This window comes from Citrifermentans bremense (assembly GCF_014218275.1).
GTDB lineage: Bacteria > Desulfobacterota > Desulfuromonadia > Geobacterales > Geobacteraceae > Geomonas > Geomonas pelophila.
The window spans coordinates 3,367,153-3,381,183 of sequence record NZ_AP023213.1; the positions used below are offsets into that span (position 1 = coordinate 3,367,153).

Annotated in this window: 11 protein-coding genes; 4 read left to right on the plus strand and 7 right to left on the minus strand. The window is 59.7% G+C overall.

All coding sequences use genetic code 11. The features are described 5' to 3' along the window. Window positions 1-35 precede the first annotated feature (35 nt). From GEOBRER4_RS14765 to GEOBRER4_RS14780, 4 genes are read right to left on the minus strand one after another with little or no spacing between them, the layout of a single operon-like run. Window positions 36-641 (minus strand): XTP/dITP diphosphatase, encoded by a 606-nt coding sequence (locus GEOBRER4_RS14765; RefSeq protein ID WP_185242952.1) that lies wholly within the window; start codon window positions 639-641, stop codon window positions 36-38. Beyond that, the gene (gene rph / locus GEOBRER4_RS14770) at window positions 638-1,354 is read right to left on the minus strand and encodes a ribonuclease PH (protein ID WP_185245340.1); all 717 of its coding nucleotides are present in this window, start codon (window positions 1,352-1,354) and stop codon (window positions 638-640) included. Before rph ends, GEOBRER4_RS14765 begins: the two co-directional genes overlap by 4 nt. A gap of 52 nt (window positions 1,355-1,406) precedes the next feature. After that, on the minus strand, window positions 1,407-2,513 hold the full coding sequence (locus GEOBRER4_RS14775; protein ID WP_226377795.1) for a right-handed parallel beta-helix repeat-containing protein: 1,107 nt from the start codon (window positions 2,511-2,513) through the stop codon (window positions 1,407-1,409). 20 nt (window positions 2,514-2,533) lie between these two features. Further along, complete coding sequence (locus GEOBRER4_RS14780) at window positions 2,534-3,604, minus strand: sensor domain-containing diguanylate cyclase (RefSeq protein WP_185242954.1); 1,071 nt, start codon at window positions 3,602-3,604, stop codon at window positions 2,534-2,536. A 236-nt stretch (window positions 3,605-3,840) separates the two neighbouring features. On the opposite strand from GEOBRER4_RS14780, the gene GEOBRER4_RS14785 reads away from it, so the two are divergent. Together GEOBRER4_RS14785 and ygiD are read left to right on the plus strand one after the other, a co-directional pair. Then, window positions 3,841-6,075 (plus strand): vitamin B12-dependent ribonucleotide reductase, encoded by a 2,235-nt coding sequence (locus GEOBRER4_RS14785; protein WP_185242955.1) that lies wholly within the window; start codon window positions 3,841-3,843, stop codon window positions 6,073-6,075. A gap of 344 nt (window positions 6,076-6,419) precedes the next feature. Further along, window positions 6,420-7,202 (plus strand): 4,5-DOPA-extradiol-dioxygenase, encoded by a 783-nt coding sequence (gene ygiD / locus GEOBRER4_RS14790; RefSeq protein ID WP_185242956.1) that lies wholly within the window; start codon window positions 6,420-6,422, stop codon window positions 7,200-7,202. Window positions 7,203-7,872: 670 nt separating this feature from the next. Here the strand turns inward: ygiD and GEOBRER4_RS14795 are convergent. After that, a complete protein-coding gene (locus GEOBRER4_RS14795) occupies window positions 7,873-8,511 on the minus strand; it encodes an NADPH-dependent F420 reductase (protein WP_185242957.1) in 639 nt (212 codons plus the stop codon). A 413-nt stretch (window positions 8,512-8,924) separates the two neighbouring features. Between GEOBRER4_RS14795 and GEOBRER4_RS14800 the strand changes: the two genes are divergently transcribed. Continuing rightward, window positions 8,925-10,166, plus strand: a complete 1,242-nt coding sequence (locus tag GEOBRER4_RS14800) for a DUF4403 family protein (protein ID WP_226377796.1) — start codon at window positions 8,925-8,927, stop codon at window positions 10,164-10,166. A 688-nt stretch (window positions 10,167-10,854) separates the two neighbouring features. Beyond that, the gene (locus tag GEOBRER4_RS14805; RefSeq protein WP_226377797.1) at window positions 10,855-11,904 is read left to right on the plus strand and encodes a major royal jelly family protein; all 1,050 of its coding nucleotides are present in this window, start codon (window positions 10,855-10,857) and stop codon (window positions 11,902-11,904) included. 58 nt (window positions 11,905-11,962) lie between these two features. On the opposite strand, the gene GEOBRER4_RS14810 is transcribed toward GEOBRER4_RS14805, so the two are convergent. Beyond that, a complete protein-coding gene (locus tag GEOBRER4_RS14810; protein WP_226377798.1) occupies window positions 11,963-12,973 on the minus strand; it encodes a DUF3187 family protein in 1,011 nt (336 codons plus the stop codon). 107 nt (window positions 12,974-13,080) lie between these two features. Next, complete coding sequence (locus GEOBRER4_RS14815) at window positions 13,081-14,016, minus strand: aldo/keto reductase (RefSeq protein ID WP_185242959.1); 936 nt, start codon at window positions 14,014-14,016, stop codon at window positions 13,081-13,083. Window positions 14,017-14,031: the final 15 nt, after the last annotated feature.

Consider the following 14,031-nt stretch of genomic DNA (forward strand, 5'->3'; position numbering starts at 1 on the left):
CCTGTTGGACGGGTTTTTCTTTGCGTCTTAGCCTCTTAGCGTAAGAAACTCTCCCTCTTTTGCAGCGCCTCTTTCAGCATCTGCATGGCGCGGCCACGGTGGCTGATGGCGTTCTTGATCTCCATCGGGAGTTCCGAGAAGGTCTGCCCGTACTCGGGAACGAGAAAGAGCGGATCGTAGCCGAATCCCCCCTCTCCGCGCGGCGCCTCCAATATCTCCCCCTTCAGCATGCCGTCGAAGGTCTGGCAGCTTCCGTCCGGCAGGCAAAGGGCGATGACGCAGTGGAAGGCGCCGGTTCGCTCTGCTTGCGGCACGCCTGCCATCTCCTGCAAGAGGAGCGCGTTGTTGGCGGCATCTCCCGCCCCTTCCCCGGCAAAGCGCGCGGAGTAGACGCCGGGGCGCCCCCCAAGGTAGTCGACGCAGAGCCCGGAGTCGTCGGCCAGAACCGGCTTACCGGTGAAAAGCGCCGCCGAGCGCGCCTTTTTCAGCGCGTTCGACTCGAAGGTATCGCCGTCCTCCTCCACCTCGGGAAGCCCCGGGAAACCGGCGGGCGAGAGGATGGTCTCCACCACCCCCTCCAGAAGCTTCTCGAATTCCCGCAGCTTCCCCTTGTTCCCCGATGCTACCAGGAGCTCCTTCATGCCTGCAGAGCCTCCTGCTGGATCTCGAAGAGGCGGGAGAGGCCGAGCATCGCGTGGCTGCGCATGGCGTCCATCTGGTCGAGGGTGAAAGGCTCCGCCTCGGCGGTCCCCTGCACCTCTACAAAGCGCATCGACGAGGTCATCACGAAGTTCATGTCCACCTCGGCGCTGGAGTCCTCGGGGTAGTCCAGGTCGAGGAAGGGAACGCCGTCGACGATCCCGACGCTCACGGCGGCGACCGCCTCCCTGAGCGGGTTCTTCGGGAGCTCGCCGCCATCGACCAGGCTCTGCAGAGCGTCCGCCAGGGCCACGTAGGAGCCGGTGATGGAGGCGGTGCGGGTGCCGCCGTCGGCCTGGATCACGTCGCAGTCGATGACGATGGAGCGCTCGCCCAAAAGCTCCAGATCGACCACCGCGCGCAGCGACCTCCCGATCAGCCTCTGGATCTCGTGGGTGCGGCCGGAGAGTTTCCCCTTGGCCGATTCCCGCTGGTTCCTGGTGTGGGTGGCGCGCGGCAGCATGCAGTACTCGGCCGTGACCCAACCGCTCCCCTTCCCTTTCAGAAAGGAAGGGACCTTCGCCTCGACCGTTGCGTTGCAGATGACTTTGGTGTCCCCGAACTCAACGAGGACAGAACCCTCGGCGTGCTTCAGGTAGTTGCGGGTGATCTTGACTTCTCTCAAGGCGTCGGCCGCGCGGCCTTCTCTGCGTATCATGTATCTCCATCCTCTCTGGGTAAAAAAACGTGGTGATCTTTTACTGTTTTTACTTGGAACCTGCTTCAGGCGGTGCTGCCAACCGCGGGGCGGAGAGGACTTTCCCCGCGCCCCCGTTGTCGTAGATCTTGGGTCCGGCCGCCCCCCACCAGTTGCCCGGGGCCCGGAACTCCTCTTTGCCGGCGTTGTAGAGGTCGTAGCCGTTGTCGTAGATGGCGTTGTCCCAGGCAACGGAGGAGCCGTCGAACACCAAAAGCCCGCTGTTGCCGTTGCCGGTCACATGGTTCGCCGTGACCCTAATCCTGGAGGAGGTGAGCGAAATGCCGTAGTCGCTGTTGCGCGCCACCTGCACGCCAGTCACCGCCCCTTCGCTCTCGTACAGGGTGATCCCCCTGCCGTTGTCCGACACAGCCCCCCCCTGCAGTTTGACGCGGCAGTCGTCGCACGAGAAGGCGGAGCCGTTCATGGAAAGGCTTCCCTCCTGCAAATACACGGAACTGCGCTGGGCGTCGACCCCCTTGCGGTTCCCGATCACGTGCAGGTCGCGCAGCGTCGACTCGCTCTCGGAGAAACTAAGGCCGGTATCGCAGTCGCTGCTGCCGCCCCCCTCCATCACGACGAGTGCATCCTGGAACCTCATACCGGTCTTGCTCCGCTCGGCCCGCACGTTCTTCAACGTCAGCTTGGAGAAGATGACTTCCAACCCGGTCTGTGCGCCGTCGATGCGGCAGTTCTCAAAGACGTTCCTCTTCTCGCTTCCCAGGAGCATCACCCCCTGCCAGTCCCCTGCAGCGGGAACAGCGAAGCCGGAGGTGAAGACGATGGGGGATTCCTTGGTCCCTTCAGCGGCGATCCTCCCCTGTACCACCAGCACTGCACCGGAGGGGTCTTTCCCCCCGAAGCGAACGACGGTCCCCGGCTCGATGGTCAGGGTCGCCTGAGGCGCCACGGTCACGGCCCCTTCCACCAGCACCGCCCCCTTCCAGACGGTGTCCTCGGTGAGCAGGCGGTCCCCGTAGCGAAGCGATGGGGTGAACTGCGCCTCGGGCCTTGGCTGTGTCGCCTCGACGGCTCCCGGCGCAGCGGTTGCAGGGGGCGTCCCGGCGGAAGCGGGCGCGCCAAAGCAAAGGGCCCCCACCAGCAGGAAGCCCGGCATAAAATGTATCCGGTATAGGTTCATGGCGCGGGGATCTGTAGGCTTTCCTGGTGATATACCTTGTTCTTGCCGCAGCGCTTGGCAAGGTAAAGGAGCGAATCGACGATATTGAACAGCTCGTCCATCTTGTCCGCGTTTTCGGGGTAGCTCGCCACGCCGATGCTGACGGTGACGCCGCGTCCAGCCCCGTCGACCGGCCGCTTCGCTGTGCCCACCTGCACGCTCTCGCGCAGGCGCTCGGCCGCGAGGATTGCCTTGTCCAGCTTGGTTTCCGGCAGCAGCACGATGAACTCCTCCCCTCCGTAGCGGAAGGCGACGTCCACCCCGCGTATGGTCTGCAGGATGATCTCCCCCATGAGGGCCAGCAGCCTGTCGCCGGTGGCGTGGCCGAAGCTGTCGTTGTACGACTTGAAGTCGTCCACGTCCATCATGATGATGGAAAACGGCTTGTGGTAGCGCTTGGCGCGCCCCATCTCCTGCCTGAAGTACTGCTTGAAATAGCGGTGGTTGTGCAGCCCGGTAAGCGAGTCCGTGATCGCCAGGATCTTGGTCCGCTTGTGCAGCGTGGCGTTGTGTATCGCCATGGCTGCGAACGAGGCGAGGATCGAGAGGAGGTTCATCTTTTCCCGGTCGAACTCTCTCGGCTTGAAGTCGTCCAGGTAGAGTATCCCCACTATGCGGGACTGGAATATGAGCGGCACGCAGACCAGGGAGCGGATCCCCTCGTTCAGCGCGATCGGGTTCTTGAAAAACGGGGTCTTCTCGGTGTCCTCGATCAAGAAGATCTCACCGGCAGCCAGCACCTGTTCTGTAAGTCCCCCCGGGGCCACCTCCCAGCGCTCCTTCTTGACGAAATCCGCCGTGAGCCCCGAGTGGGCATGCAGGCTCAGCTCCCGTTTGGCATCGTAGTAAAGGGCGATGCTCCCGGCGGGGGTCTCCGCAAGTCCCATGGCGCTGTTGAGGATGGCCTGCAGCACCGTGTCCAGATCGAGCGTCGAGACGACCGCCTTGGCGACCTCTATCAGGTCCTTGAGCGCCTTAACCTGTGATTCGAGCGATTCTTTTTGGGTACCGCAACCACACTCTGGCATGTGAGCTCCGTGGAGAAGTTTAGAACCGGATATAAATACCACAGCGCCGGCCATGTTGTAAATGGCGTAGGCAGTTGTCCTCTGCCGGGCGGGACTTTTTCCCGGCCGCCGCGTTTTAATCTTTTAAATCTTGACTTCGTCATACATCTTGTGGTTTATTTCTGCCCGGCCACTAAATGTGGTGTCGGCGCAACCAGCATGGTGACATGATATTTATCCAAGGAGAACGAAACGTTATGAAGAAAACAGTCGAGAAGGGAGTAATACCGGGCCTGACCAAGAATGCATTGACCGTACTAGAGAAGCGCTACCTGAAGAGAGATCAGACCGGCAAGACCCTTGAGACTGCCTCAGACATGTTCCGCCGCGTGGCGACCGCCATCGCGCAGGCCGACGCCGTTTTCGACAAGAAGGCCGACATCGGCGCCCTCTCCGACAAGTTCTACACCATGATGACCAACTTCGAGTTCCTGCCCAACTCCCCGACCCTGATGAACGCCGGTCGCGAACTGGGCCAGCTCTCCGCCTGCTTCGTGCTCCCGGTGGGCGACAGCATGGAGGAAATCTTCGAATCGGTCAAGTACACCGCGCTGATCCACAAGTCCGGCGGCGGCACCGGCTTCTCCTTTTCCCGCCTGCGCCCTGCCAACGACGTGGTCATGTCGACCACCGGCATCTCCAGCGGCCCCCTCTCCTTCATGAGGGTTTTCGACGTCGCCACCGAGACCATCAAGCAGGGGGGCACCCGCCGCGGCGCCAACATGGCGATACTGCGCGTCGACCATCCGGACATCATGGACTTCATCATGTGCAAGGCGGACCAGCGCCAGCTGAACAACTTCAACATCTCGGTCGGCATCACCGAGGCGTTCATGAAGGCCGTCGACGCGGACGAGGAGTACACCCTCTACAACCCGCGCGACAAGCAGCCGGCCGGTAAGCATAACGCCCGCAAGGTGTTCAACCGCATCGTAAAGCAGGCCTGGGAAAACGGCGAGCCGGGGATCATCTTCCTGGACCGCCTGAACAAGGACAACCCGACCCCGCACATAGGGGAGATCGAGTCCACGAACCCCTGCGGCGAGCAGCCGCTGCTCCCTTACGAGTCCTGCAACCTGGGCTCCATCAACCTGGGGAAGATGGTCATCCACGGCAAGGTCGACTGGGACAAGCTTAAGGATGTCGTGCGCACCTCCGTCCACTTCCTGGACAACGTAATCGAGGTGAACAACTACCCGCTGCAGCAGATCGACGAGATGACCCGCTCCAACCGCAAGATCGGCCTGGGGGTCATGGGTTGGGCCGACATGCTGATCATGCTCGGCATCCCCTACGGCTCCCAGGAGTCGGTGGAGCTGGGCGAGAAAGTGATGCAGTTCATCAACGACGAAGGGCACGCGGCGTCGCGCCAGCTCGCCAAGACCCGTGGCGCATTCCCCAACTTCAAGGGCTCCATCTACGACAAGCCCGGCGCAGATCCGATCCGCAACGCGACCGTCACCACCATCGCACCGACCGGCACCATCTCCATCATCGCCAACGCCTCCTCAGGCGTCGAGCCGCTCTTCGCGGTCTCCTACGTGCGCCAGGTGATGGACAAGAACATCCTGGTGGAAGTGAACCCGCTTTTCGAGAAGATCGCCAAGACCGACGGTTTCTACACCGACGACCTGATGCAGCGGATCGCCGAGCACGGCACCGTCCAGGACATCAGCGCCATCCCCGATGCTGTCCGCGAGGTTTTCGTCACCGCGCACGACATCACCCCGGAAGAGCACATCACCATGCAGGCCGCCTTCCAGCGCCACACCGACAACGCCGTCTCCAAGACCGTGAACTTCCCGCGTGAAGCCACCATCGAGGACGTCGAGAAGGTCTACCGCCTGGCCTACGAGAGCAACTGCAAAGGGGTCACCATCTACCGTGATGGCTCCCGCGACGAGCAGGTCCTCTCCGTCGGCAAGAAGGAAGAAGTCAAGGCCGCAGCGCCGGTGCATGCGGAAGAAAAGCGCACCGCCAAGCGTGAGCGTCCCAAGGCGCTCAAAGGGTGGACCTACCAGATGCAGACCGGCTGCGGCCCGCTCTACATCACCATCAACGAGGACAACACCGGCCTCTTCGAAGTCTTCACCACCATGGGCAAAGCCGGCGGTTGCGCCGCCTCCCAGTGCGAGGCGATTGGCCGCATGGTATCGCTCGCCTGGAGAAGCGGCATCCAGGGGCGCCAGGTAGTGAAGCAGCTTTTGGGCATCTCCTGCCACGCACCGAGCGGCTTCGGCGACAACAAAGTGCTGTCCTGCGCCGATGCGGTAGCCAAGGCGATCCAGTCGCACCTTTCCCTGACCGGCGTAGCCGACGTCATCGAGGCCCCCGCCTTCGACAGGGGCGCCTGCCCCGAGTGCGGCGGCGTGGTGGAGCACGAAGGGGGCTGCGCCGTCTGCCGCGTCTGCGGCTACTCCGAGTGTGCGTAGGGAGGTAGTTGAAACTCACTATTGCGAGGGGTCTTAGAAAGACAGGCTGAGCAAGAATAGGATAAGTAGAAAATGAAGGGGACCCCACAGGCCATGCGGTCGCTTCGGCAGAAATGCTGAAGCGCCACATGCTGGTGCGGTCCCCTTTTTACGTTGCTGGCAAGAGAGTCAGGGCGTCATCGTTGGTGATCAATGCCACTGACAATATCCTGTATCGCATGAGCATCCTTGAAGGATGCACGGACAGCTGTTGCGCAGGCGCCCCGCATCGCCTCTTACAAACGGCAGACGCGGGATAAGCTCTGATGGACTGAAATCCTGGAAAAGTATGGAGGTAGCCCGACATGCCGGAACTGATGCCCGCGATCTTCTTGGGACATGGAAATCCGATGAACGCAATATCGACCAACAGCTACACCGAAAGCTGGCGGCGCATCGGAGCACAGATAACGAAGCCAAAAGCCATCCTCGCGATCTCGGCGCACTGGTATGTGCCGGAAACCAGCGTCACGATCAGCAGCATGCCGAAGACCATCCACGACTTCGGCGGCTTCCCGCCTGAATTGTACCGGGTGCAGTATCCCGCGCCCGGAGACCCACAGCTTGCCCGCCGCGTCCAGCAACTGCTCGCGCCCTTGCCCGTCAATCTCGACGACTCCTGGGGGCTCGACCACGGAACCTGGTCGGTGCTCGTGCATGTATATCCGAAAGCGGAAATTCCTGTCGTGCAACTGAGCATCAACGAAACCGAGCCCGCCTCCTTCCATTTCGAACTCGGCAAAAAACTCGCGCCGCTGCGGAACGAGGGCGTCCTGGTCGTCGGTAGCGGAAACCTCGTCCACAATCTCCACACCTACGCCTGGGGACGGCACCTGCCTGAGCCATATGATTGGGCGGTTAAGTTTGAGTCGGAGGCAAGACAGATGATGCTTGCCGGGGATTTCGAGCCGCTCGTCCGCTATGAAAGGCTGGGACCGGAGGCAAAGCTTTCCATTCCTACGCCGGATCACTACCTACCGCTACTCTACGTGCTTGCCACCCGGCAACCGGGAGAAAGCATCACCTTCCCAGTCGAAGGCATAGACGGCGGATCGATCTCGATGTTATCAGTTTGTGTAGGCGGATAAAGCGCTCTGCCCCTGCCGCGAAATCAACCTCTCATCGCGCTCCTCACTTTTGCGCAACCCGCAGTGCAGCCTTGCTCCCATATCTCGAAAGTTCCGAGGCAAAAGATGCATCGGGGCCAAGGCACAAGACACGGCATCTATCGAAAACCCTATATTTCCGCAGGGGTAAAGAAGTTGCTCAGGGGAATGCATTTCTCGGCGCGGGAAACACAAAAGTTACTCCGAGAATGGCAATTCCGCTCCGGGAAATACCAAAGTTGTTCCGGGAATGACATCTTCCGCTTCGGGAAATACCAAAGTTACTCCGGGAATGACATCTTCCGCTTCGGAAATACCAAAGTTGCTCCGGGAATGACATCTTCCGCTTCGGAAAGTACAAAAGTTGGTCCGAAAATGACATCTTCCGGTTCGAAAAGTACAAAAGTTGCTCCGGAAATGGCATCTTCCGCTTCGAAAAGTACAAAAGTTGCTCGGGGAATGACATCTTCCGGTTCGAAAAGTACAAAAACTGCTCCGGAAATGACATCTTCCGCTTCGGAAATACCAAAGTTGCTCCGGAAATGACATTTCCACCACCCGATGGATACGGACGTGGGGGAGAAAGTGGACTTGGTCAGATTAGGGATTCGGGTAATTCGTCCGGAGCCCCCTAATCTGACCTGAACCTCCCCTACTCTATTCTCAGCTTCTGTTTAATTTCCCGGGCAGAGGCACTGGTTGCATATACGGAAGTTCCAACGTCGAAAAGCTTCGAGCTGCGCAGACCTCCAATGATTACAGGCTCCAGACCCGCTTTCTGTGCCAACTCGACTGCGGCGTCCAACCCTTCCTGATCGTCACTTGCGATCGGGATGCCGATCTTCTCGCCGTTCTTGTTGACGGTCTTCTTCAGGTCCTCGAAATAAACTGAGTTGAAGGCCCGCACGATCCTCGCTCCTGGGAGAAGACGCGCCACGACACCCCCCATGCCACCGGGATCCTGTCTCGCCTCAACTGCCATCACTCCGTCCCTTTCCGGGTAGGGGTTGGAGGTGTCGATGACGATCTTTCCTTTCAGCGCCTGCCTGGTTTCGTCATCCAATTCCCTATACGCCTTCAGCGGCACGGACAGGATGACAACGTCGCCAAAAGCGATCGCTTCGTCCACCTTCCCGGCTCTTGCGGTTGGCCCCGCGGCTTCTACCAGGCCCTGTATATTTTCCGGATGCCTCGAACTGAAGAAAACCTCATATCCAGCCTTGGCAAGCAGAACCCCCAGGTTGCCGCCAATGTTCCCAGATCCGACGATGCCTACTTTTTGTATTCTCATATCCCATTCCTCCTAATGTCGCCCACGCCTTGCCCGTTCAACGCCACAGCATGGCGCTGACTTTCGGGGGTCGTTCGTGGACTAGCTACCATTTTAGTACAGCTGCAAAATAATTGCCCGATATTGTTAACTTTTTCATTCATGGCGGAGAGGGGAGCTGAAGAGACATGGACGCTGGCAACAAGGGTATGGGGCGGCTAAAGGAAGCGGCAATGTTAAGGTCGTCACCTCTGTTGGTAAAAACAGAAGTCGTTGACAACGTAATATCGAGATACTACATTGGCGGCGCTGCCCCGTGGCCTTAAGAGTGGTATCAGGGCAGGAGAATCAAGAGCTTCGAAAAGGATGCAAAGGGGGATACTGCTATTTTTCATCGACTGACACTGTCATTGTTATTTTTACTGCTGACTTCGATGTGTGCTTTTGCTGCGGCACCGCCGTCCTCGATCAACGTCAGCGTGGAAACCTCCGCCGCAGATCTCGCTACCATAATCAACCAGTCTCTTCCCAAGGAACTGTACAAAGGACAGGGAGGACTCGGGACCTCCGTCTCCGTCCTTCGCACCGGGCCGATGGCGGTTAGCGCAACCGACAATTACCTCTACCTGACCTTGCCGGTCCAGCTCACCTTCAAGTACGCCCTGTATGAGAGCTACCCGCTCAAGGCTGGGCTCAGATTCAAGGTGAAGGCAGACGTCACCCCGGATTGGCGTCTCAAGACCGAAGTTTACTATGCAGGGCTCTCAGACAACCTGGCCGATACCTTCAAGCTGGGGCCGCTGTCGCTCAAGCCCAAAAGCATGGTCGACGGCATCAGCCAGCCGGTACAAAGGCTTCTCGCGCCGATCATAGACACGAAGGTCAACGATGCCGTTCAACTAAGGCCAAAGGTTGCCCGACTCTGGCAGAATGCCTTTTCCCCTACCCTGGTCAGCAAGGAATTCAGCGCCTGGCTGAAGCTCGCCCCGGAAAGGATCGTCGTCACTCCGCTTTCGGCTATGAACAACCAGGTCCGGCTCAGCATCGGCATCGTTACCGGCGCCGAGATAATCGTCGGACCGAAACCCGCCCCGGCTCCGGTGAAGGCGCTGCCCCAGGTACAGCAGCTCCAGTCTTTCGACAAGACCTTCCGCATCCAGCTCGGCACCGACGTCTTTTTCGCCGACCTGGTCGAGGCCCTGAAGCCGGTGCTGCTGGAGAAGACCTTCGGCGAAGACAAGAAGATCACCGTGAAGCGTTTCAACCTCAAGGGTGAGGATGGCCGGCTGGTTGTGGTACTGACCGCGACCGGAGACTTCGATGGCGAGTTAACGGTTCTGGCAAAGCCAGTGTACAATCCGCAGAATAATTCTCTCTCCTTCGAAGAGGTCGATTTCGACACCAGGGGGGCGGGGGTGCTCATCAGCACCGGCAGCTGGCTCTTCAGCAGCACCATAAAAAAGACCATCAAGGAGAAACTCGACAGCTCGATCGTCGAACAGTTGGAGAAGGCCCGCGTAAAAGCGTCTTCTGCATTGGGGTCGGTGCAGATCGCCGGGCACGTCAAGCTGACCGGAGCCGTCAAGTCCCTGGGGTTGGGCGAGCCCGTCGTATTGAACGACCGCTTGTCGCTTCAGGTGGTCGCGCAAGGAGAGTCCAGCGTCAGCCTGAAATAACAGCTCCATTCCCCCCTGCAGCTTCTCGCCGATCAGGAGTAATATAGGGAGAGGTGGCAATGGCAGCAAGAAAGCCATCAAGAGGGGGAACTAGTCATGAGCAAAACGATACATCACGGGCATCAACGTCACGTCTCAGTCCCGATAGAAGCAAAAGCCCAGCTGCAGCAACAGCAACAACAATTTTTCGCCGGAGCCGACCTCACCCCGGGCAGGGATCCCGCTGAAGGCCCTGACATCGGGTTTTCGTCGCCAGTCCATGAAAGATGGGCGCAGGACACTTTCGACCGCGATCCCGCCGAGGGGCCGGCCTTAGCGGCGCCGGCGCCTGGAGCAAAGGCCGGAAGAGCACGGTGAGAAGCTGAAAAATTAAATAGGAAACAGGCAAAAGAGCTGACGATATATTCGCCGGCTCTTTTTTATCCATTTCTCCCTCTTTTAAAGGAAGAATCGGGACAGCTACAGCCGCCGGCAGGTAGGCAACGAAGCAGCTTGTGTTATCCTGTTGCTTCAGTTTCGAAAGCCAAACCAGAGCAGCAAAAGGAGCGCATCGATGGCAAAAGAAGGTTTGCAGAGGCCGTGCAGAGTACCGTCTGGGACGAAGCTGAAAAGCTCAATGGCAAGGTCTGCGGTTTGCCTGTTGTTACTAGCTATCTCGACCTGCCTCGGTTGTGCCCATAAGGAAACAGTGGAAACGACGCGGGCGCCGCAGAGTGTGCCCGACAGCCAGCTGAAGACGGTCATCACCTTCAAGGGGGCACAGGTCACCGGGGTTACCTCGACCGGTACCGGGCGGCTTTTCGCCAATTTCCCCCGCTGGCGCGAAGGTGTCCCTTTCTCTGTGGTGGAAGTGTCGCCTGACGGCTCTTTTGCCCCCTACCCGGACGCGGAGTGGAACCGGTGGGATGGAAACCCGCGGGTAAACCGTTTCACCTGCGTGCAATCGGTAGTGGCGCACGGAGACTCTCTCTACGTGCTCGATCCCAGCAACCCTGAGTTCGCCGGGGTGATCGGGTCGGCAAAGCTTTTCGTCTTCGACCTGAAAACGAACCAGTTGAAGCGCAGATACGAGTTCGACAACGGGGTCGCGCCGCAAAAGTCCTACCTCAACGACCTGCGCGTCGACGATGCCGCCGGCAAGATCTATATCACCGACTCCGGCCTTGGGGCCATCGTCGTTGTCGACATGGTGACAGGCAACACCCGCCGGCTTCTGGCCCAGCATCCCTCGACGAAGGCCGAGGAGATCACGCTCCGGATAGACGGCAAGGAGTTCCTGCGTAACGGCAGGGCTCCGCGCATCCACTCCGACGGGATCGAGCTCGATGAGAAGCGGGGATACCTGTACTACCACGCACTCACCGGCTATCACCTCTACCGGGTTCCCACCAGTGCGCTCGTGGCGGCGTTCTTCGATCCGAAGCAGGAACCAGCCCTTGAGGCGAAGGTTGAAGACCTGGGGAAGACTCCCGCCCCCGACGGGATGATGTTCGACGCGGAGGGGAACCTCTACCTGGGCGATCTGGAGCACGATGCCGTCGTCTACCGCACTCAGGCAGGCGAGATCCTGACGCTGGTCCAGGACCCGCGCATTCGCTGGGCCGACACCTTCACCATCGGTCCGGACAACTCCCTCATCTTCACGGCCTCGAGGATCCATCAGGTCCCGCAAAAGGGGGGGATAGAGGATATGGAATTCCCCATCTATTCCCTGCCGCTGGCCCCCTCGCCTCGTTAAAACAAAAATGGGGAGGTCCTTTCGGCCTCCCCGTTTGGCAACAACCGCACCACTCCTTTTAGAAGCGGTGGCTTAGTCCCAGGTGCAGCGCCACATCCGGGGAGGCATTGACGTTCAGATCCTCGGCGAGGGCGATATCAAGGGCGGTAGCCGGCGAAAAGGCATAGGTGCCGCCGAAGAGCAAGACCACGGCCGGGGAACTCAGAGGCTTCATGTCGCTGTCCTTATAGAAGGCGGTGTGGGAAGAGAATTCGACCTTCAGGGCGAACTTCTCCATCGGCGACCACCCAGCACCCAGGCTGCCGAACCCCACCAGGTTCTCCCGCTGATCTTTCAGCACATCTCCGTCGGTCATCGCCATGCCCCCCAAGGCCCCGAACACGGTGGCATGCCCCCAGGAGAGGGGGTAATCGCTGCTTCCGCTCAACCAAAGGGCCAGGTCCGTGCTGCCGCTACCGGTCAACCGGGAGCTGCTGCCGGTGGGAAGCTTGAGGCTCGCCCGCAGCGCCAGAGCCTTCGAATTGACGCTTGCGTCCTGGTACAACTGCCAGCCGCCGGATACCCTGACATCCCCGATGCGGACGGTGGAGTTGTCCATCCTTAACCGTTCCTGGCCGTTCTTGTCGTACTGGAAGAGGAGATGGTCCTCCTTCGTCTCGGTCCGGTTTCCCTGGGGCAGGCCGAAAACCCTGTGCCACTCCTCGATGAACCCGTCGAAGATGCCCCCGCTGTAGGCAACCACCGGGACATCAACCCCCACCTCCACCCCCCTGGCAACGCCATAGCGCAGAGCCAGCGTCATCCGCTCGCTCTCACCGTCGAGGGTCAGTTTTTCCTGTGCCGTGTCCCAGTCATAGGAATTGTTCACGATATCGAGGGCCAGCAGTCCCAAAGCCTTCCCGACAGGCTGAACGGTGGCGCTTTCAGCGGCAGGAAGCCCGTAAATCTGGACCAGAGGAGACTGATTGAAGGTGTAGAAAGGGTCGATAACCAGGGGATCGGCATAGCCGGGGCCTTCCATGACCCCCACTAACAGCAAGATGGCGACGAGATGTTTTAGGTATTGCAATAGATACTCCCTCCTCACATGAATTCATGTCATAGGCGCCCGTCCAGGAAAGCAGGACAGATGTTTTTACCACAATTGGACTGTGCAGCAAATCAGAAGCTGCCGCGCTACCTGGAAAAAAGATCCTGCAGCCGCTTTGGTTCCTCCCCCAGCCATTGCGGGTTGCTTGCGGTCCCGTCGAAAAGTGAAGTGGTCTTGAAAGGTTCGTAGTACCCTGTCATGGCGGCTTCGGCAGTGCGCGCCAGCAACTCTCCCACCTCCGCCCCGGTCAGCGGCCGGAAGGACTCCACGGCCTGGATCGCCTGGTCCAGAACCTCCATGCTGTCGATCCCCGTTATCACCACCGAGGTGGGTAGGGTGAGCGCGTAATGCAGGCACTCGATGGCGGTGACTGTGCCGGATTTAAGGAGGATGCCGTTGGCCATGGACTTCATGCCGAGCACCCCGATCTTCTCCCTGACCAGTTCGGGGAGCACAAGGTTCTCGAAACTGCGGAAATGTGCGTCCATGACGTTGAGAGGCATCTGGACCGTGTCGAATCTGAAATCGTGCTGTGCCGCGACCTTGAGCATGTGCAGGTGGATCTGGGGGTCCTTGTGCCCGGTGAAACCTATGTAGCGGATCTTCCCGGCGGCCCGCGCCTCCAACAGGGCCTGATTCGCCCCCTCCTCGTCGAAGATGCGGTGGGGGTCCTCGAAGCGGAGCACCTCGTGGTGCTGGACCAGGTCGATCATCTCCACCTGGAGCCTCTTCAGGGACTCGTCCAGTTGCCGGGCCGCTTCCTTTTTCGACCGTCCGTCTATCTTGGTCATCAGGAAGACCTTGCCGCGGTAGCCGTCCTTGAGTGCCTGCCCCATGCGGGTCTCGCTGATCCCCTCGCCGTAGTCCCAGCAGTTGTCCATGAAGTTGATGCCCCGGTCGATGGCGCTGCGGACGATGCGGATGCTGTCTTTCTCGGAGACCCGGGGAAGCCCCAGGTGCCAGCCGCCTACCCCGATGGCAGAAACCTTCTCCTTTGTGCTACCCAAAGTGCGATAGATCATAGCTCCTCCCAGTCC